Annotated in this window: 21 protein-coding genes; 7 read left to right on the forward strand and 14 right to left on the reverse strand. The window is 67.8% G+C overall.

Going from position 1 to position 22,027, the window contains the following annotated elements; translation table 11 throughout:
* Nucleotides 1-49: 49 nt before the first annotated feature.
* The 7 genes from ABIC25_RS19130 to ABIC25_RS19160 all read right to left on the reverse strand — a co-directional run bounded on the left by ABIC25_RS19130 (nt 50) and on the right by ABIC25_RS19160 (nt 7,631).
* Entirely contained in the window at nt 50-1,141 is a 1,092-nt protein-coding gene (locus tag ABIC25_RS19130) for a cellulase family glycosylhydrolase (protein ID WP_354562710.1), read from the reverse strand.
* A 35-nt stretch (nt 1,142-1,176) separates the two neighbouring features.
* Nucleotides 1,177-2,301, reverse strand: a complete 1,125-nt coding sequence (locus ABIC25_RS19135) for a glycosyltransferase family 4 protein (RefSeq protein WP_354562712.1) — start codon at nt 2,299-2,301, stop codon at nt 1,177-1,179.
* On the reverse strand, nt 2,298-3,929 hold the full coding sequence (locus ABIC25_RS19140) for an oligosaccharide flippase family protein (RefSeq protein WP_354562713.1): 1,632 nt from the start codon (nt 3,927-3,929) through the stop codon (nt 2,298-2,300). The genes ABIC25_RS19135 and ABIC25_RS19140 overlap by 4 nt, the downstream gene beginning before the upstream one ends.
* Entirely contained in the window at nt 3,919-4,875 is a 957-nt protein-coding gene (locus ABIC25_RS19145; RefSeq protein ID WP_354562732.1) for a glycosyltransferase family 4 protein, read from the reverse strand. The genes ABIC25_RS19140 and ABIC25_RS19145 overlap by 11 nt, the downstream gene beginning before the upstream one ends.
* A gap of 32 nt (nt 4,876-4,907) precedes the next feature.
* Nucleotides 4,908-6,308: an O-antigen ligase family protein gene (locus tag ABIC25_RS19150; protein WP_354562715.1), complete on the reverse strand. Its 1,401-nt coding sequence runs from the start codon at nt 6,306-6,308 to the stop codon at nt 4,908-4,910.
* A gap of 138 nt (nt 6,309-6,446) precedes the next feature.
* Complete coding sequence (locus ABIC25_RS19155) at nt 6,447-7,073, reverse strand: DUF4262 domain-containing protein (protein ID WP_354562717.1); 627 nt, start codon at nt 7,071-7,073, stop codon at nt 6,447-6,449.
* Between the two features lie 90 nt (nt 7,074-7,163).
* On the reverse strand, nt 7,164-7,631 hold the full coding sequence (locus ABIC25_RS19160; RefSeq protein ID WP_004023580.1) for a MarR family winged helix-turn-helix transcriptional regulator: 468 nt from the start codon (nt 7,629-7,631) through the stop codon (nt 7,164-7,166).
* Nucleotides 7,632-7,782: 151 nt separating this feature from the next.
* On the opposite strand from ABIC25_RS19160, the gene ABIC25_RS19165 reads away from it, so the two are divergent.
* Nucleotides 7,783-9,006 carry an MFS transporter gene (locus tag ABIC25_RS19165; protein ID WP_354562719.1) on the forward strand — a complete coding sequence of 408 codons (1,224 nt, stop codon included), beginning with the start codon at nt 7,783-7,785 and terminating at the stop codon, nt 9,004-9,006.
* 69 nt (nt 9,007-9,075) lie between these two features.
* Here the strand turns inward: ABIC25_RS19165 and ABIC25_RS19170 are convergent, their stop codons facing one another.
* The 7 genes from ABIC25_RS19170 to ABIC25_RS19200 all read right to left on the reverse strand — a co-directional run bounded on the left by ABIC25_RS19170 (nt 9,076) and on the right by ABIC25_RS19200 (nt 18,927).
* Nucleotides 9,076-10,287, reverse strand: a complete 1,212-nt coding sequence (locus ABIC25_RS19170) for a nitrate/nitrite transporter (protein WP_101822610.1) — start codon at nt 10,285-10,287, stop codon at nt 9,076-9,078.
* Nucleotides 10,284-11,033, reverse strand: a complete 750-nt coding sequence (gene narI / locus ABIC25_RS19175) for a respiratory nitrate reductase subunit gamma (protein ID WP_004023577.1) — start codon at nt 11,031-11,033, stop codon at nt 10,284-10,286. Before narI ends, ABIC25_RS19170 begins: the two co-directional genes overlap by 4 nt.
* 8 nt (nt 11,034-11,041) lie before the next feature.
* The gene (gene narJ / locus ABIC25_RS19180; RefSeq protein WP_004023576.1) at nt 11,042-11,707 is read right to left on the reverse strand and encodes a nitrate reductase molybdenum cofactor assembly chaperone; all 666 of its coding nucleotides are present in this window, start codon (nt 11,705-11,707) and stop codon (nt 11,042-11,044) included.
* The gene (gene narH / locus ABIC25_RS19185; RefSeq protein ID WP_064570043.1) at nt 11,704-13,395 is read right to left on the reverse strand and encodes a nitrate reductase subunit beta; all 1,692 of its coding nucleotides are present in this window, start codon (nt 13,393-13,395) and stop codon (nt 11,704-11,706) included. Before narH ends, narJ begins: the two co-directional genes overlap by 4 nt.
* Complete coding sequence (locus ABIC25_RS19190; protein WP_354562721.1) at nt 13,395-17,111, reverse strand: nitrate reductase subunit alpha; 3,717 nt, start codon at nt 17,109-17,111, stop codon at nt 13,395-13,397. The genes narH and ABIC25_RS19190 overlap by 1 nt, the downstream gene beginning before the upstream one ends.
* A gap of 128 nt (nt 17,112-17,239) precedes the next feature.
* Nucleotides 17,240-17,581: a cupin domain-containing protein gene (locus ABIC25_RS19195; protein WP_004023573.1), complete on the reverse strand. Its 342-nt coding sequence runs from the start codon at nt 17,579-17,581 to the stop codon at nt 17,240-17,242.
* Between the two features lie 224 nt (nt 17,582-17,805).
* Nucleotides 17,806-18,927, reverse strand: a complete 1,122-nt coding sequence (locus ABIC25_RS19200; protein ID WP_354562722.1) for a PQQ-dependent sugar dehydrogenase — start codon at nt 18,925-18,927, stop codon at nt 17,806-17,808.
* 271 nt (nt 18,928-19,198) lie between these two features.
* Between ABIC25_RS19200 and rpsH the strand changes: the two genes are divergently transcribed.
* Genes rpsH through rplO form a run of 6 tightly spaced genes read left to right on the forward strand, consistent with a single transcriptional unit; the run spans nt 19,199 to nt 21,881 of the window.
* Nucleotides 19,199-19,597 carry a 30S ribosomal protein S8 gene (gene rpsH / locus ABIC25_RS19205; protein WP_004023571.1) on the forward strand — a complete coding sequence of 133 codons (399 nt, stop codon included), beginning with the start codon at nt 19,199-19,201 and terminating at the stop codon, nt 19,595-19,597.
* A gap of 14 nt (nt 19,598-19,611) precedes the next feature.
* A complete protein-coding gene (rplF, locus tag ABIC25_RS19210) occupies nt 19,612-20,148 on the forward strand; it encodes a 50S ribosomal protein L6 (RefSeq protein WP_004023570.1) in 537 nt (178 codons plus the stop codon).
* Between the two features lie 3 nt (nt 20,149-20,151).
* A complete protein-coding gene (gene rplR, locus ABIC25_RS19215) occupies nt 20,152-20,556 on the forward strand; it encodes a 50S ribosomal protein L18 (protein ID WP_004023569.1) in 405 nt (134 codons plus the stop codon).
* A gap of 46 nt (nt 20,557-20,602) precedes the next feature.
* Entirely contained in the window at nt 20,603-21,253 is a 651-nt protein-coding gene (gene rpsE, locus ABIC25_RS19220; protein ID WP_004023568.1) for a 30S ribosomal protein S5, read from the forward strand.
* Between the two features lie 2 nt (nt 21,254-21,255).
* A complete protein-coding gene (rpmD, locus tag ABIC25_RS19225) occupies nt 21,256-21,435 on the forward strand; it encodes a 50S ribosomal protein L30 (RefSeq protein ID WP_004023567.1) in 180 nt (59 codons plus the stop codon).
* 5 nt (nt 21,436-21,440) lie between these two features.
* Nucleotides 21,441-21,881: a 50S ribosomal protein L15 gene (gene rplO / locus ABIC25_RS19230; RefSeq protein WP_004023566.1), complete on the forward strand. Its 441-nt coding sequence runs from the start codon at nt 21,441-21,443 to the stop codon at nt 21,879-21,881.
* Nucleotides 21,882-22,027: the final 146 nt, after the last annotated feature.

Raw genomic sequence — 22,027 nt, forward strand, 5'->3', positions numbered from 1 at the left:
TGGTCGACGCGGGCGGGCGTGGCGCGTGTGCGAGAGACGATCTCGCGCGTCACCGGCCCGCGAGCATCGTGTACGCCTGCTTCGGGGACCAGTCGCGACGGACCACCCCGAAGTTGTGTTCGAGGTTGTTCGGATCGGTGCCGGCGTCCCGAAGCGAATACACGAACAGCGGACCGAGCCAGGGCGCGTCGGTCTGGGCGCCGATGGCGATCGCAATGCTCTGCGCCTGAACCTCTTCGGTGACGGCGTTGGTGCCGGTACCGGTCGGCGCGCCGAACTCGGTCATCCAAATCTTCTTGCCGCCGTCACCCGCCGCGACCATCACATCGCGCATGTCCCACATCCGCGCCGCGGTGCTCCACGACGCGGCAGCCGGGTCGTTGGGCAGCGCCGGGTACGTGTACGGATGCACGCTCAGCGCGTCCAGGGACTGGTTGTACCCGCCCTGATACAGCGAGCGCACGAACGTCAGCGGCGCGATGTCGCGGCCGTTGTCGGTGCCGGGCGCGAGGCCGCCGGAAATCACCGCGGCGCCCGGGACCGCGCTCTTGATGGCGGCGTACGACGCGGTGAGCAGACGGCCGTACTCCCCGGCGTTCGCGCGCGGGAGCCAGTAGCTCGCCAGGTTCGGCTCATTCCAGATCTCCCAGACGGCTATCGAGTCGGCGTACCGCTGCGCCGCGGCCGCGGCGAAGGAGGCGAAGACGGCGGGGTCGGCGGGACGGTAGTGGCTGTTGCGGGGGAAGTCGGACGCGCGCGCCGCCCACAACGGGGTGTAGGTCACCAGGCCCAGCGGGCACATGCCGTGCGCGACGACGGCGTTGACGACCCGGTCGATCGGGGCCCAGTTGCGTTGTCCGCGCCGCGGTTCGACGACCGACCAGTCCACGTCGAGGCGCACCGCCCACATGCCGAGATCCTTGGCGACCGACAGCTCTCGATTGAGGTCCGCATCCGACGCGCCGAGCAAGGAGGCGCCCGGGGAGGCGGCGACCTGGCGATCCCCTCCTGCGAGTGAACACGCGGTCGGTGCCGAATGGGCATCGCTGCGCACCCACACGATGGCGGCGAGGGTTGCGATGAGGATGCACACGTACGCGAGTGCCGACCGGGTGGCCCGACCGTGCAGGGACGGTGTCATGGATGGTGCCTATCTGACGAGACGCGCCTCGGGCGTCACAGGGCCCGGCCGCGGACTTCTCCTCGGCCGGACAACAACTCGTCGAGCATACGCGGTAAGGTCGCCGACTTGTCGTGACCGTCGGCGATTCGACGACGAGCCTCCGCGGTCAGCGAACGGCGCAGGTCGGCGTCCCCGAGGACGCGGTTGATCGCGGCGGCCAGCGCGGCGGGATCCGACGGTGGGACGAGGACCCCGGCACCGTCACGCAGGAACTCGGTGGTGCCGCCGTGATCGGTGCCGATGACGGGTTTTCCGTAGGCCATCGCCTCGAGGACCGACAGCGGCCCGGCCTCCGGTGTCACGCTCGCCGAGAGCACGACATCCCACCGTTGGAGCGCGGCCCGTAGGTCGGTGTGACCGAGGAACCGGACGCGTCCGGCGAGGTCGGGTTCCCCGGCCCGATCCCGTAGCGCGGCAACATGATCGGCGTCCCCGGGAAACGATCCGCCGGCGAACTCGAGGTCGACGTCCGGCAGTGCGGCGACAGCGTCGAGCGCCACGGCATGCCCCTTCCACGGGGTCAGCAGGGCCAGCATCCCGACCACCGGCGGGTCGTGCAGATCGGCCGGCAGGGCGTCGACCGGCCAGGTCACCCCGTTGTAGGCGACCACGACCGGCAGACCGAGTTCGGCGAGGGGGACCGCTGTCGCCTCCGACACCGACACCGCGCGCCGGATCACGGGTGCGCTGACGCGCAGGACCGCGCGCTGCCGGCCCGACGACAGGGTGTCGTGGACGAGCCACGAGACGCGGCCCGTGGGACGGGCGATGCGTGCCGCGGGGAGCGCGAACAACGAGTTGACGATCGTCGAGGCGCCGGTCGTCCGCGACACCCGGCGCAGGATGCGTCCGGCCCGGACCCAGTCGACGACCAGTCGGCCTGCACCCGCCAGACGCGCCACGCCGCGCTCGCCGCTGAGGCCGAGTGGGGGGATGGCCACGTGATCCACCCCGGCCGGGAGTCGCCCGGGAAGCGGGCCGTCGGGACTGACGACTCGTACCCGGTGGCCTCGGCCGACCGCGACGTCGATGAGATCGAGCATCACCTTCTCGGCGCCGGAGACCTGACCGGTGTGGGCGACGAAGACGATCGTGTACTCGGACGCGGGACGGCTCATCGGGCCACCTTCGTGTGTCGGCCGGGAGGCGCGGTCACCGCCCGGATCAGCAGAACAGCGGGAGCGGCGACGATCAGCGCCGCCCCGGCCGAGACGATCGGCCAGGGCACGGAATGCGCGACCCAGACCCCGAGCGCGCACGCGCCGGCGGTCAACGAGACCAGTGTGATGAGCGTGCCGAGTGGGAGGAGTCCGGTGATCGGCAGGGTCCGGCCGATCACCACCCACAGCGCCACCGCCGCGACGGCGAACGTGACGACGGTGGAGATCGCGGCCCCGTCATAGGAGTACCGCGGGATGAGGATCACGTTGAGTCCGACGTTGAGCGCCAGGCCGCCGATCGCGATCCACGGGTACCGCTTCGCGTGACCGGTCGATGCGAGCAGGAAGATGCCGAGCACGATGAAGGCGGTGATCGCGGCGCCCAGGACGAGCAGTCGGGCGGCGTCGGCGCCGACGACGAATCGATCCCCGTACAGAAGTCCGATGATGGGTTCGGCGCTCGGCCAGAAGGCGGCCACGGCCACGGCGCCACTCGCGGCGAAGACGGCGGCCGCGCTCCGGCACCGCTGACGCAGGACCGCCGCCTGGCTCGGCCAGGCGGCGACCAGCAGGGTGCTGATGGGGCCGATCGCGGCGAGGATGAGGGTGTCCATGATGTCGGAGAACTTGTAGCCGATGCTGTAGATGCCGACCGCGTCGAGCGAGTCGAGCAGGCTCAACAGCAGGACGTCGACCTTCTGCAGCGCGATGGTCAGGGCCAGGCCGAGTGCGAGCGGAAGGGCATCGGAGAGCATCGGTCGCCAGCGCGACCACTCGACGACCCGCGACGGGCGCAACCCCGACGACCGGCGCATGATCCCGACGACCTTGATGACCAGCGACAAGATCTCGTTCGCGACCGGGGCGAGCACGAACACCAGGAGCGCCGGCGCGACCAGCACGGCGGCGATCGTCAGGGCCAGCTGCAGTACCTGTCCCAGGCTCTCGGCGATGGCGGTGAGCAGCAGGCGGTGCCGACTCTGGAAGATGACCGTGAGAGCCTGTGCGGGCGTGGCGAACACGACGACGAGACCCGCGACGGCGGTCGCGCGGACGACGTCGCCGGGATACTGCAGCACGATCACGTAGGCGACGGCGATCAGGTAGCCGAGGAGGCCGAGTACCAGCCGCAGCGCGATGAACGCCGAGGACGTCTTGGCCACGTCGTCGGGATCGCCGGAGATGAGCCGGGCCATCACGGCGCGGCCCACCCCGAGGTCGGTGAAGATCGCGGTCAACCCGAGGAGGGCGAACACGAACGAATAGGTACCCCAGTCCTGGGGGGACAGGGTCCGCGCGATGAGAACGCTTCCGGCCCAGCCCAGAGCCGCGATCATCAGACGACTCACCAGCATCGCGATCGTCGCCCGCGTGGCGGCCCGCGCGTCCGAGGCGGGGTGCGGGCCGGGTTCGTCGGTGATTCTCGGCCCGCTCGCTGCGCTCCCGGCGCCGGTGATTTTCGGCCCGCTCGCTACGCTCCCGGCGCCGGTCGTTTTCGGCCCGCCGGCCCGGGTCTCCAACTCGGCGTCGGCCTGCTGTTCGACCAGTACGTCGGACGGCAGCGGGCCGGTGACGTCAGGGCTCACGGCGCTCCCGGGCGGGTATGTCGACACCGGATGCGCGGTAGGCCTCGACCGTGCGCCGGGCGGTGGTGTCCCAGCTCAGCGCCGACGCGACGGCGGTACCGGCGGCGACGAGCTCGCTTCGTGCGGCATCGTCGCGCACGAGCGGTTCGAGGGCGCGGACCCAATCGTCCTCGTCATGGCCTCCGACGAGGGTGGCGCCGTTCCCGACCACCTGGGGGAGCGCGCCCACCGCGCTCGCGACGACGGCGCCCCCACAGGCCATCGCCTCGACGGGCGGCAGGCCGTAACCCTCGTAGAAGGAGGCGTAGGCGGTCACGGTCGCTGCGGCGTAGAGCGACGGCAGGTCCTCGACGTCGACGTAACCGAGACCCACCGCCGACGACGGCGCATCGGGTCCCGTCGAGCCGGCGCCACCGAGCACACACGGGATGTCGAGACGTCGCGCGACCGCGGCCACCAGTTCCACGTTCTTGCGGGGTTCGACGGTACCGATCTGCATCACGAAGCGTTCGGGCAGATCGTATTTCGCCCGGACCCGCTCGATGTCGGCGTCCGACGGTGGACGGGCCCACTCCGCGGGCGCGAGTTCGGTGACATATGCGTCACGGCCGCACGTCTCGCGGATCCGTTCGGCGGTGAACTCGGACACGGCGATCAGCACGTCGGCGCGTCGAAGCGACGTGCGGACGAGTACGGATTCGCCTGCGGCGCGGAACCTGCTCGATGCGGACGGCATGTCGAGCACGGACAGGTCATGGACCGTCGCGACCGTCGTGGTCGGCCCGGCGATCGGGAGATCGACGTCGAGGCCGTGGAAGACATCCGCCGAACGGATGGGCAGGACGCCGAACACCGCGCGCCGGACACCGTCGGCGACCGGGCGTCCGACCGGGCTGATCGTCGGCGGCAGTTCGTCGACCGCGTCGGTCTGGACCACTGCCGACAGCGGGGTGCCGGTCAGGTGCGCCGGCAGCGCCCTCAGGAGTTCGCGGATGTAGGTCTGGACTCCGCTGCCTCCGGGACGAAGTGCAAGCGCACCGTACGTGATTCGTGTTGTGCCGTCGCGCATCCAGCAGCTCCCAACAGTAACCAGAAGAAGAAGTCGAGCGGGAAGATCTCGAAGTAGGTGGCCACCAGGCAGGCCACCATCGCCGCGACCATCGATGCACTCACACCCAGGACGAAGGCTCCATCCGGGTCGGGCATTCGGCGCGAGTACTGCACGCACCAGATCACCGCGGTCACGATCAGCGCGAGGAACAACCACAATCCGATCGGTCCGAGTTCGAGGAGCAGCTTCACGTAGTAGTTGTCCGGCTGATAGTTCTTGGACAATTGCTGCACGGTACCGCCGGCGCCCGCGGTGATCGTCGTCGTCGTGTCGCCCCGGGCTGCCGACAGCGCGTCGGCGGCCGATCCGCTCGACGCGAGTCCGGTCCCCAGCGGGTGCACCCAGATGCTCGCGAAGATCTCACCCCACCCGGAGCCGCGCTGACTCAGGCTGCTCGAGTTGAAGAACACCTTGGTGATGCTCGAGGGCAGAAACGGCAACGCGACGACGGCGACGACGCCGAGCGCGATGAGTGGGGCGATGAGGCGACGGAAGCGAAGAGCGGCAAGCCAGATCACGCCGACGGCGAGGCCGAGGATCGCCGCCCGCACCACCGACGTGGCCATGGTGACGGCCATGACCGGCCAGCAGACGAGGAACAACTGGTTGCGTCGGCGTCCGGTGTCGGACAGCGCGACCGCCCCGCCGACCAGCAGCGCGAGCATCACGAAGAGCCCGAACCCGAAGGGCTGGTTGAACGTGCTGAATGTGCGGAACAGCGGACCGCTCGTCCGGACCTGCTCGCCGAAGGTGTAACCGAGTTCGACCAGTCGGGCCGGGCCCAGGATCTGCTGCCCGATCCCCACGACGGTGGTGAGGATACCGAGCGCCATGATGATCGAGACCAGGCGGTCGCGGTCGAGTGCGTCGAACGGTGTCAGCCAGAGCGCGAGGACGACGAACAGGTAGAAGAAGGTCACCTTGACGCCGTACAGCCCGATGGGGCCGTAGACGTAGAGCGCCGACACCACCCCGAACGCGACCAACACCGCCGCGGCCGGCCACCACGGCATGTGCAGCGGCGGACCCGTGCGGTCCACGGGGCGGAGGCGACGATTGGCCGCGCAGATCAGCGTGAGTGCGAGAACGCCTTCTTTCCACGCCGAGGCGACGCCGGGCACCGGAGCGATGTCGAGAAGGCCGTCGAGCGGTGTGAGGGCTGCCAGGATCAGCAGACCGCGCTGCGGACGCCGGTAGACGACGGCGACGAAGGCGGCCGCGAGAACCAGGGCGAGGAGGGCAGCGACCACGACGGGGAGGTGCGCCACGCCGACCTGCCTTTCCACCTGCCCCCGTGGTCCGTTCCAGCCCCCGAGTACCCATGGTGGCACCTCGACGGTCCGTTTGTCCGGGGCAACACGGACACACCTTGCCCCGGACCACGCCGGACCGCTCTGCACCGCAGGTCAGTGACCCGAGATGCGCCGGCCTTTCCGCGGGCGGGTCCGCTCGGGCCCGTATTCGGTTGTGAGAAGGCGCGGTTCCCCGAGCGGGGGATCGAGGAGTTGCGGCATCCCCTTCACCGGCTGATGCATGGGCAGCAGGGTGTAACCGTCTTCCCAGGGGAGGTGACCGTGGTCGTCGGGCCAGATCACCTGCAATTTCGGATGATCCGGGAACAGCAGGTTCGCCAGGAGCAGCTCGTCGTGGTCGAGTTGTTCGATGAGGCGTACGGTCACGGCGACCGTCTGTAGGGGGATGTCGGTCTGCGCGGCGACGAGATCGCGCCAGTCCTCGCGGTGGAGCAGGCTGCCGAGTTCGTTCAGGACGTGGGTTGCGGTGAGCGGATCGACGCCGTAGATCGAGAGCTCGGGTATCGAATGCAGGGACAGGCCGGCGGTATAGGAGTAACCGCACTCGGGCTGGAGTCGGTCGGAGAGGGTCGGGGCAATGCGTGCTTCGAACTCGGGCTCCGGTTCGCCGACCGAGGTCACCTGCCAACCGCAGCGCCGAATGGTCTCGATGGTCGATCGGATGACGGGGTTGGGATGCCACCTGGGCAGACCTCGGATCGCGGCAGCGTGGTCTGACATGGATCGCTCCTTTGTTCGACGGTGCGATCATGACACCACGGGGTCCCGACAATTCCCGGGCGGCGCCGACCCGGGCCCCGACGCCAGGGCTCAGCCTGCTCTGCTGGGCGCCGGCGCTGCGGGTAGTCGATGCAGGGCCTCCACCAACGGTGCCAGCTCCGGGATTCGGCGGGCGTCGTCCAGTGCGGTGCGCAGGGTGGAGTCGTGCACCGGCCGGGCGGCCCGCAACAATTCGCGTCCGCTGTCTGTCAACTCGGTGTAGATTCCGCGCCGGTCGTCGGCGCAGATGATGCGTCGCAACAGGTTTCGATCTTCGAGGCGGTTGACCAACCGGGTGGTGGCACTCGAGCTGAGGGCGGCGGCGCGAGCCAGCTGTGCCATCCGCATGTGCCACCCGTCCTGTCGACTGAGGGCGTCGAGGACGGTGTACTCCACCACCGACAGCGCATGTTCACGCTGCAGCGCGCGCTCGAGTTCGGTGTCCAACGTGCCGTAGAGCGCGGCCAGGGTCCGCCAGCCCTGCGAGCGGATCTCCACTGCGTCGTCTGCAATCCCCATGGTGTCCTCTGTGTCGCCCGCACCCGTCGTCGAGCGCTCGTCCAGACTAGCAGCTTGCAGCGATAGACGGCGCGTGCAACTATCTATGGCGCGTATGCAACTAGTGCACACGCTTGCTATCGGTGTTCACAACAAACTGGAAGGGGCGAGCATGCCCATCGGACTTCTTGCGCTCGCGGTCGGTGGATTCGGGATCGGACTCACCGAGTTCGTGATCATGGGCCTTCTCCCGGAGGTCGCCGCGGAGTTCGGCGTCACGGAAGCGGTTGCCGGCTACCTCATCTCGGGCTACGCGCTGGCCGTGGCAGTCGGCGGCGTCGCGCTGACCGCGGCTGTCATACGGTTCGATCGGAAACGGGTACTGATGGCCCTGATGATCTTGTTCATCGGCGGCAACCTGCTCTCTGCCGTCGCGCCCACCTACGATGCGATGCTGGCCGGCAGAATCCTGGCCGCCCTGTGCCACGGTGCGTTCTTCGGAATCGGTGCGGTCGTCGCATCGAGCATGGTCGGCCCGGCCAAACGCGCGGCTGCCGTCGCGATGATGTTCGCGGGACTGACCGTCGCCAACGTGCTCGGGGTGCCCTTCGGGACATTCCTGGGCCAGCAACTGGGATGGCGCTCCACGTTCTGGGCCATCACCGCCATCGGCATCGTAGCGCTGGTGGGAATATTCGCGCTGGTGCCCGACACCGCCGAGGGCCACGCGGCGCCGACCAGCCTCCGCGCCGAACTCGGCGCATTTCGATCCACCCAGGTATGGCTCTCCATCGCCATCACGATCCTGGGTTACGGCGGGATGTTCGGCGCATTCACCTACATCGCCTACACCCTCACCGACGTATCCGGGTTCGCGTCATCCACTGTCCCTTGGCTTCTCGTGATGTTCGGGGTGGGCCTGTTCATCGGGAACCATGTCGGCGGCAAGCTTGCGGATCGTGCGTTGACGACCTCGCTCACAGCGACATTGGCCATCCTGACGGTCGTGCTCATCGTCTTCGCGGCAACCGCGTCGAGCCAGATCATGAGCGTCGTGTCGCTGCTGCTGATGGGCGCATTCGGCTTTGCGACAGTGCCGGCGCTGCAGACCCGCATCATGAATCACGCTGCCACCGCGCCCACTCTGGCATCAGGTGCGAACATCGCCGCGTTCAACATCGGCAACGCCCTCGGTGCCTGGATCGGCGGAATCACCATCGCTGCCGGTCTCGGCTACACATCACCGATCTGGGCGGGTGCGGGCGTGACCATCCTGGGCCTCGCAGTCCTGCTGTTCGCCACTGTGCTCCACGGCCGAACGACCCGAACCGAGACGCTGCCCGCCCCGATGACCATCGACCCGCAGGCTCAGCGCGCGCAGGCCGAGCGCGCGTGAGGTCTGGCGTCCTACCTCCAACGCATTGGCTTCTACGGGTCGAGCGCCATGGTCTCCGACGAACTCCGGTCAGGTGTCGGCGCGCTGCCGGATGCCGAACACGGTGAACAGTGCGGCGCACGTGGCGAAGACGACCAGCAGTGCGAGTCCGATGGTGTAGCTGTGAGTGGCCGCGTCGTACGTCGCGCCCATGAGCATCGGGGGGAAGAACCCGCCGAGTCCACCGAGTGCGCCCACGATTCCCGTGACCGACCCGACTCGTTCGGCGGGAGCGGCCTGGGCGACCCAGCTGAAGACCGAGCCCGAACCGAGCCCCATGCAGACGGCCATGAGCACGAAGTCGATGCCCGCCGGTATCTCGACGGGTGGTTTGGTGATCATCCAGACGGCGAGTACCGCGGCGCCGCCGCACGAGATCACCGTGATGATGCGTGGTCCGAAGCGGTCGGAAAGGATGCCGCCGACCGGGCGAGCGATGACCGCGGCGATCGCGAACCCGGCTGTCCGAGTACCCGCTGCCTGCAGGTCGAAGTCGTACACATCTTTCAGGTACGTCGGCAGATAGGTGCTGAACGCGACGAAGCCGCCGAATGCGGCTGCGTAGAGGAATCCGAGCTGCCAGGTGATCGGCAGTTTGGCCGCACCGATCAGTTTGGGGACCACCGAGTCGTGGGACGCGGCCCACCTGGGTGAGTCACGCATGAACAACCAGCAGATCACGGCGACCACCGCGAGCGCGACGGCGATGATGATGTGCGTCGCGACGTACCCGAACCACGACACGAAACGCGGAGTGAAGAAGGCCGACAACGCCGTTCCGCCCATGCCCGCACCGAAGACGCCGGTCGCGAACCCGCGCCGTGACTTGTCGTACCAGGCGTTCACGAACGGGATGCCGACCGCGAAGGTCGTCCCGCCGATGCCGAGGAAGAACCCCGCCACGAGGAGCAGGGCATAACTGGCGAAGTGTCCGGCGGCGGCGACCAGCAGGACGAAGGGGATCGTGACGACGAGCAGCACGGTGAACATCAGGCGTCCGCCGAACCGGTCGGTGAGTGCGCCGGTGAGTATCCGGCCCAGCGAGCCCACCAGGATCGGGATGGCGACGAGGATCGACTTCTGGGTGGCGCTCAGGTCGAGCTGGTCGGTGTAGACGACCCCCAGCGGGCCGATGAGGTTCCAGGCCCAGAAGCTGATCGCGAAGGCCACGGTCGCCAGGACCAGGTTCTTGGTCTGCCCGGCGGCGACGGAGGGCGGCGTGGCGGTGGTCTCGGTGGTCATCGATCACGATCCTTCACTCCGACGGGCGCCCATCCGGGGCGGTACGGCTGATTGCCCGGCGCGACGCGACGGTCGCGACTCCGGTACACGATGTAGGGGCGGAACAGGTAGTGCACGGGCGCGGTGAAGATGTGCACCAACCGGGTGAACGGCACCATCGCGAAGAGCAGCATCCCGATCAGTATGTGCACGTGGAAACGCAAGGGCGCCTCCGCCATCGCTGCGACGTCGGGCTGCAGGACGAACAGCGACCGGAACCACGGCGACACCGTCTCGCGGTAGTTGACCCCCTCGGCATGGGGATCGAGGGTCCCGATCAGGGTGATGTAGGTGCCGACCAGCAGCGCGGTGACCAGCACGAGGTACATCGCCTTGTCGTTGCGCGTGGTCGCCATGAACACCGGCCCCACCGTGCGTCGCCGGTACACCAGCATGCCGACCCCGACGAGCGTCGCGACCGCGGCGAGCAGTCCGAAACCGCCCGCGCCCCAGTGATACAGGGTCTCCGAGACGCCGATGGCCTCGGTCCACGACTCGGGGATCAACAGTCCGATCGCGTGGCCGATGATCACCACGAGCACGCCGTAGTGGAACAGGGGTGAGGCGATCCGCAGCAATCGCGACTCGTAGAGCTCCGACGACCGCGTCGTCCACCCGAATTTGTCGTAGCGATACCGCCAGATGGTTCCACCGATGAGCAGTCCGAGCGTCGCGTAGGGCACCACGCCCCACAGGAAGATGTCCATGCGTCACCTCACGCTCGGGTCGGGTTGATCGGCAGCAGTCGGGGATCGAAGGGTTCCAGGCCCACTGTCTCGGTCTGCGCGGGGCCGCACATGGCCAGCGCCGCGGCGCGGTCGGGCGGGGACGGGGTGGGCAGGGTCGCACAGACGGCCTGCACCGCGCCGGCGTACGGTGACTCCGCGTCGAGGAGAGCGAACCGGATCAACTCCAGTGCCGCCCGGTGCTTCTCGAGTAGTTCGACGCCGCGGACCGGATCGGCGCGCGCGCTGAACTCGAGCACGATGGGCAGATGGTCCGGCAGCTCGCCGTGCAGGTCGACGAGGAACCCGCTGTCGCGGTAGGCCTGCTTGAACTCGCCCAGCGAGGTGCCCCGCCGACGGGTGTCGCCGTCGGACCAGTACGACAGGTAGAGCGTGTGCCGCTTGGAGAGATCGAAGATCTCGATGTAGTCGCGGCGCAGCGTCGTCGGATCGCCGTCTGCGAGGTGATCGATGGTGTGCCGCAGCAGGTCTCCCGTGTCTGGATCCTCCTGCTCGTCCAGGGCGGCCCGCATCAGTTCGACGCGGCCGAGCACCTCGTCGTCGGGGTAGCTGAGGCACCACGACGCGATCAGCCGGACCACGTTGGGCTCGGCACTCGTCCGCGGTCGCCGGTCGAAGACCCGCAGGCCCCTCATCGCGTTTCCTCGCCCGGCGTGGTCGACGCGCTCGAGATGCGTTCGGGGAAAAGGCCGGGCGGGGCTCCGTTCCCGTCCCAGTTGAGCAGGTTCGTCCGACCCGCCATCGTGTGCTCACCGGCCGCGGTGTCGGTGTTCTGCCGCTGTTTGAGCGCGTGGAAGGTCTCCACCGACACCGGCGCCGGGCGTCCGCTGGCCTCGCCGAACGGTGAGGAGTCGAACATGCCCGGTCCCTCGTCGTAATCCAGCGAACAGCCCATCTCGTCGAGCTTCTCGGCCTGCTCGAGATGCGCCGTCGGGATCACGTAGCGATCGTCGTACTTCGCGATGGCCATGAGGCGGTACATCTCGTAGATCTCTTCCTCCGTCATCCCCACCGCGGCCGGGATGTCGGCGTCGGGCTCGCGGCCCAACGTGACATCGCGCATGTACGAGCGCATGGCGGCCAGGCGGCGCAGCACCGTGTCGACGACGGCGGTGTCACCGGCGGTGAACAATTCGGCCAGGTACTCCACGGGGATGCGGAGTGCCTCGATGGCGCCGAAGAGGGTGCCCGCGCCCTCGGCGTCGTGACCCTGCTCGGCGAGCAGGTCGACGATCGGCGACAGCGGCGGGACGTACCAGACCATCGGCATGGTGCGGTACTCCGGATGCAGGGGGAGTGCGACACGGTACTTCTTGGCCAGCGCGTACACCGGGGATCGGCGGGCGGCCTCGAGCCAGTCGTCCGGGATGCCGTCCCTACGGGCGGCGGCGATCACGTCGGGATCGTCGGGGTCGAGCATCAGGTCGAGCTGGGCCTCGTAGAGGTCGCGTTCGTCCGGGGTCGACGCGGCCGCCGTCACGGCATCGGCGTCGTAGAGGAAGATGCCCAGGTAGCGAAGTCGTCCGACGCACGTCTCGGAACAGACCGTGGGTTGCCCGACCTCGATGCGCGGGTAGCAGAGCGTGCACTTCTCGGCCTTGCCGGACTTGTGGTTGAAGTAGATCTTCTTGTACGGACAGCCCGTGATGCACTGCCGCCAGCCGCGACAGCGATCCTGGTCGACGAGCACGATGCCGTCCTCGCTGCGCTTGTAGATCGCGCCGGAAGGGCAGGACGCCATGCAGGACGGGTTCAGGCAGTGTTCGCAGATGCGCGGCAGATAGAACATGAACGTCTGCTCGAACCCGAACTTCACCGCATCCTCGGACTCACGACGCAGCTTCTCGACGATGGGATCGCGCTTCGCGAGTTCGGGTGCGCCGCCGAGATTGTCGTCCCAGTTCGCCGACCAGGTGACCTTGGTGTCCTTGCCGGTCAGCAGCGATTTCGGACGGGCGACGGGGAAGTCGTCGCCGAGCGGGGCGTCGATCAGGGTCTGGTAGTCGTAGGTCCAGGGTTCGTAGTAGTCCTCGATGGTCGGTTGGACCGGACTCGCGAACAGGGTCAACAGCTTTCGGATCCGGCCGCCTGCACGCAACCGCAGCCTGCCGTTGCGGTTGAGGACCCATCCGCCCTGCCAGGTGTCCTGGTCGTCGTAACGACGCGGATATCCCTGTCCGGGGCGGGTTTCCACATTGTTGAACCACACGTACTCGGTGCCGGACCGGTTGGTCCAGGCCTGCTTACAGGTCACCGAGCAGGTGTGGCACCCGATGCACTTGTCGAGATTCATCACCATCCCGACCTGGGCCATGACCCGCATCAGTACGTCACCTCCTGGCTGCGTTTGCGGATGGTCGACACCATGTCGCGTTGGTTGCCGGTCGGTCCGAGATAGTTGAAGGCGTAGGACAACTGGGCATATCCGCCGATCAGATGAGTCGGCTTCACCAGCAGCCGGGTCGGCGAGTTGTGGATGCCGCCACGGCGACCCGTCGCCTCCGACTTCGGGACGTCGATCGTGCGTTCCTGGGCGTGGTGGACGTAGCAGACCCCGGCCGGCATGCGGTGACTGACGATCGCGCGACAGACGAAGACGCCGTTGGCGTTCACGCATTCGATCCAGTCGTTGTCGGCGACGTCGATCGAGGCGGCGTCCTGGGGGCTCAGCCAGGCGATCGGACCGCCGCGCGACAGCGACAACATGAACAGGTTGTCCTGGTACTCGGAGTGGATCGACCACTTCGAGTGCGGGGTCAGGTATCGGACCGTGATCTCCCGCGACCCGTCGGCGCCGAGCTTCGGCTCGCCGAACAGACGGTGCATGTCCAGTGGCGGACGGTAGATCGGGAACGACTCGCCCATGTCGATCATCCAGTCGTGATCGAGGTAGAAGTGCATCCGCCCGGTGAGGGTGTGAAACGGCTTGAGTCGCTCGATGTTCACGGTGAAGGGCGCGTACCGGCGACCCCCGGTCTCCGATCCGGACCACTCCGGCGACGTGATGACCGGCACGGGTGCCTTCTGGGTGTCGGCGAAGCGGATCCGCTTCTCCTCCGACCCGCGGGCCAGATCGTCGAGGCGGAACCCGACGCGTTGCTGGAGCTGTTCGAAGCCGGCCACTGCGAGTTCACCGTTCGTGGTCCCCGACAACGTCAGGATTGCCTCGGCGAGTTTCTCGTCGGTGTCGATCGCCGGTCGTCCGTCGCCGGCGCCGCCGAGCATCACGCCGTTGGATTCGGCGAGCTTGCGGGTCTGCTCCTCGAGCGGGTAGGTCACGTTCTTCACAGTGAAGCCCAGGGTGTCCGCGAGCGGGCCGAAGGACGCCAGCTTGTCCGCGATCGCGGTGTAATCCCGTTCCACGACACTGAAGTTGGGCATGTTCCGGCCTGGCTGCCCGGCAACGCCGTCCCGTTGCCAGTCCAGAACCCGGCCGTGTGGTTGCGCCACCTCGCCGGGGGTGTCGTGCTGCAGCGGCACGCTCACGAGGTCATGACGCGTCCCCAGGTGTGTCCGGGCCAGGTCGGACAGCTTGCGTGCGAGACGGTGGAACAGGTCGAAGTCGGACTTGGCCTCCCACGGCGGGTCGATCGCCGGGGTGAACGCATGGACGAACGGATGCATGTCCGTCGAGGACAGGTCGTGCTTCTCGTACCAGGTCGCGGCGGGCAGCACGATGTCGGACAGCAGCGTGGTCGACGTCATCCGGAAGTCCGCGGACAGCAGCAGGTCGAGCTTGCCTTCGGGGATGTCATCGTGCCAACGGATCTCGTTCGGCCGTGGGGTGTCGGGGTTCTCGGTGCCCAGCACGTTGTGGTGGGTACCGAGCAGAGTGCGGAGGAAGTACTCGTTGCCCTTCGCCGACGAGCCGAGCAGGTTCGACCGCCACAGCAGCAGGGTGCGCGGCCAGTTCTCCGGGGCATCGACATCGGTGATCGCGGGTGTCAGGTCGCCGTTCTGCAGCCGTTCGGCGACGTAGGCGGCCGCGTCGGTCGCCTCGTCGCGGTCCACGGCCGCGGTTGCCTCGTCGGCGACATCGAGCGGGTTGGCCGAGAACTGGGGATAGAAGGGCATCCAGCCGAGCCGCGCGGATTGGGCGATCGCGTCGGCCGTGTGCTCGTGGTCCATCGTGCCGCGCGAGAGCGGAGAGGCGAGTGACGACGTCGAGTAGCCGTCGTTGCGCCACTGCCCGGTGTGCATGTACCAGTACGACGTCCCCGTCATGGTCCGCGGCGGCCGCGTCCAGTCGAGGGCGTTGGCCAGCGAGATCCAGCCGGTGATCGGACGGCATTTCTCCTGCCCCACGTAGTGCGCCCAGCCGCCGCCGTTGCGGCCCATGCAGCCGGTGAGGATCAGCAGGGACAAGATCGCCCGGTAGGTCGCGTCGCCGTGGAACCACTGGCAGATCCCGGCGCCCATGATGATCATCGAGCGGCCTTGCGACTCCTCGGCATTCGCGGCGAACTCCCGCGCGACCCGGATCGCCGCAGCGGCCGGGACGCCGGTGATCTCGGCCTGCCAGGCCGGTGTGTACGGCGCCGATACGTCGTCGTAACCGGTGGGCCACTCGCCCGGTAGCCCGTCCCGGGCGACGCCGTACTGCGCGAGCATGAGGTCGAAGACCGTCGTGACGAGCCGTCCGCCGATACGCCGCGCGGGCACACCTCGCCGGACCACCGCACCGCTGCCGTCCGGGGCGTCGAAGACGGGGAAGGCGACTTCGACGGACTCGGCCGCATCGCCCATCAGCGTCAGCGCGGGGTGCGCGCCGTCGAGATCGAGATTCCACCGACCCCTGCCGGACTCGGCATACCGGAACCCCATCGAACCGTTCGGCACCACCGGCTCGTCGCGTCCCTCATCCCAGAACACCGTCTTCCAGACGTCTTCGGACGCGGCCTGTTCCGGGCCGGTCAGCTCGTCGGCGGTGACGAACTTGCCGGCGACGAACTGCCCCGGTCGATCGTCACCCTGCTCCTCCAGATGAATGAGGAACGGGAGGTCGGTGTACCGGCGCACGTAGTCGTCGAAGAACCCGGTCGAGCGCTGGACGAAGAACTCGGTGAGGATGACGTGGCCCATCGCCATCGCGAGAGCCCCGTCGGTGCCGGCCTGCGCGGGTAGCCATTCGTCGGCGAACTTGGTGTTGTCGGCGTAGTCCGGGCTGACCGAGACCACCTTGGTGCCGCGGTAGCGCACCTCGGCCATCCAGTGCGCATCCGGGGTCCGGGTCACCGGGACGTTGGAACCCCACATCATCAGGTAGGTCGCATCCCACCAGTCCCCGGACTCGGGGACGTCGGTCTGGTCGCCGAAGACCTGTGGACTGGCCACCGGGAGATCGGCGTACCAGTCGTAGAACGACGTCATCACGCCGCCGATGAGCTGGATGAACCGGGTCCCGACACAGTGGCTGACCATCGACATCGCCGGGATGGGCGAGAAGCCTGCACAACGATCGGGGCCGTAGGTCTTGATCGTGTGCACGTGCGCGGCCGCGGCCATCTCGATGGCTTCGTCCCAGGAGACGCGGACGAGCCCACCCTTGCCTCGGGCCCGCTGGTAGGAGCGTCGGCGCATTGGATCCCCGACGACGTCGGCCCAGGCCAGGACCGGATCGTGCAGACGCTTCTTCGCCTCGCGGTACATCTCGACCAGCACCCCGCGCGCATAGGGATGCCGTACCCGGGTGGGGGAGTAGGTGTACCAGGAGAAGGCCGCGCCACGGGGACATCCGCGGGGTTCGTATTCGGGCCGATCCGGGCCGACCGACGGGTAGTCGGTCTCCTGGGTCTCCCAGGTGATGATCCCGTCCTTGACGTAGACCTTCCACGAGCAGGAACCGGTGCAGTTGACCCCGTGCGTGGACCGCACGATCTTGTCGTGGCTCCACCGATCGCGGTAGAAGACGTCACCCGCCCGACCGCCGTCCCGGAAGACGACGCGACGATCGTCGGTCTCGTCCCATCGGGTGAAGAATCTGCCGATGTCCAACAGTGCGGTGGCTGCAGAACCCTGTACATCTTCTGACCGGGTCATGTGCGTCACCCTACAAAGGGTCCGTCGATCTTTCCGCGCGAATTGCGGATTCGGTCAAAAGCGGCTGGATTGTTTCCGCAGAATACATTCACCGATCATGTGGAGAACACGACTGCGGTCGCCGTGGATCAGCGGGTCGCCACGGTCAGCAGGATTGCCGAGTCCTCTTGTGCCATCAGGCCATGTCGTGTCGACGGTATAGTCACCAGATCGCCTTCGGCGCCCTCCCAGCGGATGTCGGGGTCGCCATCCGCCGAGGTCAGGACGACTCTGCCGCGCAAGACCTGCAGCGTGGCCTCGGTGGGACTCTCGTGATCGGACAGCGCCGCGCCGGCGACGAGCGCGATGACGGTCTGGCGGAGATGGCGAGAAGAGTTGCCGTGCAACGTATGAGATGATCGGCGGCTCGACGCCTCGCGTGCTGAGGTGAGGAGCTGGTCGACGAGTTCGGGCAGATGAGTCGAATCCACGTGTACACCATGGCATCGCTGCGTGGCGTCGGCACGGCGTTCCGGAGGATCGAGCCCGGTTCGTTGTCCACGCCCGATCACCCGGGCGGGCGCCGCATACTAAATAGCGCACACATTCATTGCGGAAATGGTCCGACATTCCCACCGGAGCAATTCACCGCAATGCGAAATGAGACGTTCTCTCGAATGCGTTTCGCCGTTGTTCACACAGTCGCGCTGCCGCGTCAACCGATTCGCAGGCGGAACAGGCGATCGTCGTCGTCGCCCGCGTGGCCGCGTCCATCGGTGTTGCTCGTGCCGAACCACAGGGAGCCGTCCGGCGCCGCGGCCACCAGTCGCAGACGACCGAATTCATCGACGAACCGATCCACGGGTTCGCCGACCGAGTCGTCGTCGGCGTCCTCCGGCGCTCCGCTCAGCGGTATCTCCCACAGCCGTCGCCCGCGAAGTGCCGCCATGTAGGCGCGGTTGCCGACGATGGCGAGCCCGGCCGGGGACGCCTCCTGCGTGCTCCAGGTGGCGGCAGGCGCGACGAACCGCTGATCGTCGGACTCGCCCTCGACCTCAGGCCACCCATGGTTGCCGCCACGGCGGATCAGGTTCAGTTCGTCGCGACTGTTCTGTCCGAACTCGCTCGCCCACAGCCGTCCCGCGCCGTCGAACGCCAGCCCCTCCACGTTGCGGTGACCATAGGAATGGACCTCGTTGCCGAACGGGTTGCCCGGCCACGGGCGGCCGTCCCGATCGACACGCAGGATCTTGCCGTTCAACGCGTCGACGTCCTGGGCCACCTCGGGCACGGCGGCATCGCCGACCGCGACGAACAGACTGCCGTCCGGACCGAAGGCCAGCGCGCCGCCGTGGTGGTTGTACGCCGCATCGAGTCCGGTGATCAGCGGGCGCGGACGGGTGAGCCGGTTGCCGTCGAAGTCCAGCCGCACGAGCCGGTTGTCGACCGCGGTCGTGTAGTAGACGAACACCGTGGTCTCATCGCCCGGCGCCATCGCGATGCCCTGCAACCCGCCCTCACCGCGCGGGGCGGCGTCACCGAACTCGCCGACCGTCCGCACCGCGCCATCGGGGGACACCCGCACGACGGTCGCATCGTCGCGCTGGGTGACCAGGGCGTCACCGCCGGTCAGGAAGGCCAGCGCCCACGGCACGTTCAATCCCGACGCGATGGTCTCCACGGTCGTGGCGTCCGCCGACGCGCCCGTCGGGGCGGATGTGTCCGATCCGCCGGGTGCATCCTCGGCGCCGGAACAGCCGGCCAGTGATGTGGTGCCCGCGACCCCGAGGAGTCCGGTCGCGAGGAGCCCTGATCTGAGAAGCTGACGGCGGTCCATACCCTCGATGGTGCCCGAGGTCCGAGACCGCCGACCGGCACCGATTTGGGTCTACGCTGCGGATTCCCTACACTAGACCGGTTGCCTGTGCACCTCAGGTGTCCGGGACACAACTGAATAGTCTCCGGTGCCGGCGAAAAGCCAAGGGCATCGGCGGCGAGAACCTTCAGAAACAACTATCCACTTCGTGGAAGGCCCACCGCAGGTCACGGGGATTTCTCCGCGCCCGGCGCTGTATGGGAACCGCTACGAGAAAGGTTGACGGTCACCCATGACCATGACTGACCCGATCGCAGACTTCTTGACGCGTCTGCGTAACGCCAACTCGGCGTACCACGACGAGGTGACACTGCCCTCGTCGAAGATCAAGGTGAACATCGCCGAGATCCTCAAGCGCGAGGGCTACATCACCGACTACCGCACCGAAGACGCGGAGGTCGGAAAGAACCTCGTCGTCTCCCTGAAGTACGGCCCGAGTCGTGAGCGTTCCATCGCCGGACTGCGCCGTGTCTCCAAGCCCGGCCTCCGGGTTTATGCAAAGTCCACCAACCTGCCCAAGGTTCTGGGCGGCCTCGGCGTGGCCATCATCTCCACGTCGTCCGGCCTGCTCACCGATCGCCAGGCAGCCAACCAGGGCGTGGGCGGCGAAGTCCTCGCCTACGTCTGGTAGGGGAGGTAACAACAATGTCGCGTATCGGAAAGAACCCCATCGAGATCCCCGCGGGCGTGGACGTCACCATCGACGGCCAGAACGTCACCGTGAAGGGCCCCAAGGGTGAGCTCTCGCTCACCATCTCCGAGCCCATCGCGGTCGCCAAGGAGGACAACTCCATCGTCGTGACCCGCCCCAACGACGAGCGTCGCAGCCGCGCGCTGCACGGCCTGAGCCGTTCGCTCGTGAACAACCTCGTCGTCGGCGTCACGCAGGGCTACACCAAGAAGATGGAGATCTTCGGTGTCGGTTACCGCGTGCAGGCCAAGGGCAGCGACCTCGAGTTCGCGCTCGGTTACAGCCATCCCGTGCCGATCGAGGCCCCGGCGGGCATCACGTTCGCCGTGGAGTCCCCGACGAAGTTCTCGGTCTCGGGTATCGACAAGCAGCAAGTCGGCGAGATCTCGGCGGTCATCCGCCGCCTGCGTCGTCCGGACCCCTACAAGGGCAAGGGCATTCGCTACGAGGGTGAGCAGATCCGTCGCAAGGTCGGAAAGACGGGTAAGTAAGCCATGAGTGAGACAGCTACCAAGACAGTTCGCAAGCCCGTCGGCAAGGACGTGTCGACGCGTCGTCGCAAGGCGACCACCAATCGACACTTCCGCCTCCGCAAGAAGGTCAGCGGAACCCCGGCTCGTCCGCGTCTCGCGGTCAAGCGCAGCTCGCGCCACATCCACGTCCAGCTCATCGACGACCTGGCCGGCAAGACGCTGGCCGCGGCCTCGTCGATCGAGGCCGACGTGCGCGCGGCCGGCGGCGACAAGTCGGCGCAGGCCCGCAAGGTCGGCGAGCTCATCGCCGCCCGCGCCAAGGCCGCCGGCGTCGACGCCGTCGTGTTCGACCGTGGTGGCAAGGACTACCACGGCCGGATCGCAGCGCTCGCCGATGCCGCCCGCGAGGGAGGCCTGAGCTTCTGATGACCATCTTCACCAGCTACACCCACATGACCGGAGGGAACCTCTGATGCCCGGACGTCAGCGTGACGGCGGAAACGGACCCGCCGGTAACGACAACAACCAGAACAACCAGGGCGGCGGCAACGACCGTCGCGGCGGCGGTGGCCGCGGCGACCGTCGCGACCGTGGCGGCCGCGACCAGGACCGCAACCAGCTCGAGCGCGTGGTGACCATCAACCGCGTCTCGAAGGTGGTCAAGGGTGGACGTCGTTTCTCGTTCACCGCTCTCGTGGTCGTCGGCGACGGCCAGGGCATGGTCGGCGTCGGCTACGGCAAGGCCAAGGAAGTCCCGGCTGCGATCCAGAAGGGCGTCGAGGAAGCTCGCAAGAACTTCTTCCGCGTGCCGCTGATCGGTGGCACCGTGACCCACCCGGTTCAGGGTGAGGCCGCCGCCGGTGTCGTCATGCTGCGCCCGGCCAGCCCCGGTACCGGTGTCATCGCCGGTGGCGCGGTGCGTGCCGTGCTCGAGTGCGCGGGCGTCCACGACGTCCTCGCCAAGAGCCTCGGCTCGGACAACGCCATCAACGTGGTGCACGCCACCGTCGCAGCTCTGAAGATGCTGCAGCGCCCCGAAGAGGTCGCGGCCCGTCGTGGTCTGCCGATCGAGGACGTCGCTCCGGCCGGTATGCTGCGCGCCCGTGCAGGACAGGGGGTCTGATCATGGCCGAACTGAAGATCACTCAGGTCAAGGGCACCATCGGTACCAAGAAGAACCAGCGTGACAGCCTGCGGACCCTCGGACTCCGGGGCATCCGCCAGACCGTCACCCGCGAGGACACGCCGATCAACCGCGGCCTCATCAACGCGGTTCGCCACCTCGTGACAGTCGAAGAGGTTTAAGAGCAATGACCATCAAACTCCATCACCTTCGCCCCGCACCGGGGTCGAAGACCGACAAGACCCGCGTGGGTCGCGGTGAGGGGTCCAAGGGTAAGACCGCCGGTCGCGGCACCAAGGGCACCAAGGCACGTAAGAACGTGCCCGCCGGCTTCGAGGGTGGCCAGATGCCGATCCACATGCGGCTGCCGAAGCTCAAGGGCTTCACCAACCGCAACCGGATCGAGTACCAGGTCGTCAACGTCGGCGACATCGCCCGCCTGTTCCCGCAGGGTGGCACCATCGGCGTCGACGAACTCGTCGCGGCCGGTGCCGTTCGCAAGAACAAGCTGGTGAAGGTTCTCGGCGACGGCGACCTGTCGGTCAAGGTCGACATCACCGCCGACAAGTTCACCGCTTCCGCCAAGGAAAAGATCGCCGCTGCCGGCGGCAGCGTCACCGAACTCTGACGGACACACACCGCGGTGGGGGGGGGGGCCGGCCCCCCCCCCCCCCCCGGGGGGGGGGGGGGGGGGGGGGGGGGGGGGGGGGGGGGGGGCCGGCCCCCCCCCCAACGCCCGCCCCCCCACAATATCAGGGGGTGGCCCGCCCCCCC

It is taken from the genome of Gordonia sp. PvP123, from assembly GCF_040547295.1.
GTDB classification, from domain to species: domain Bacteria; phylum Actinomycetota; class Actinomycetes; order Mycobacteriales; family Mycobacteriaceae; genus Gordonia; species Gordonia terrae.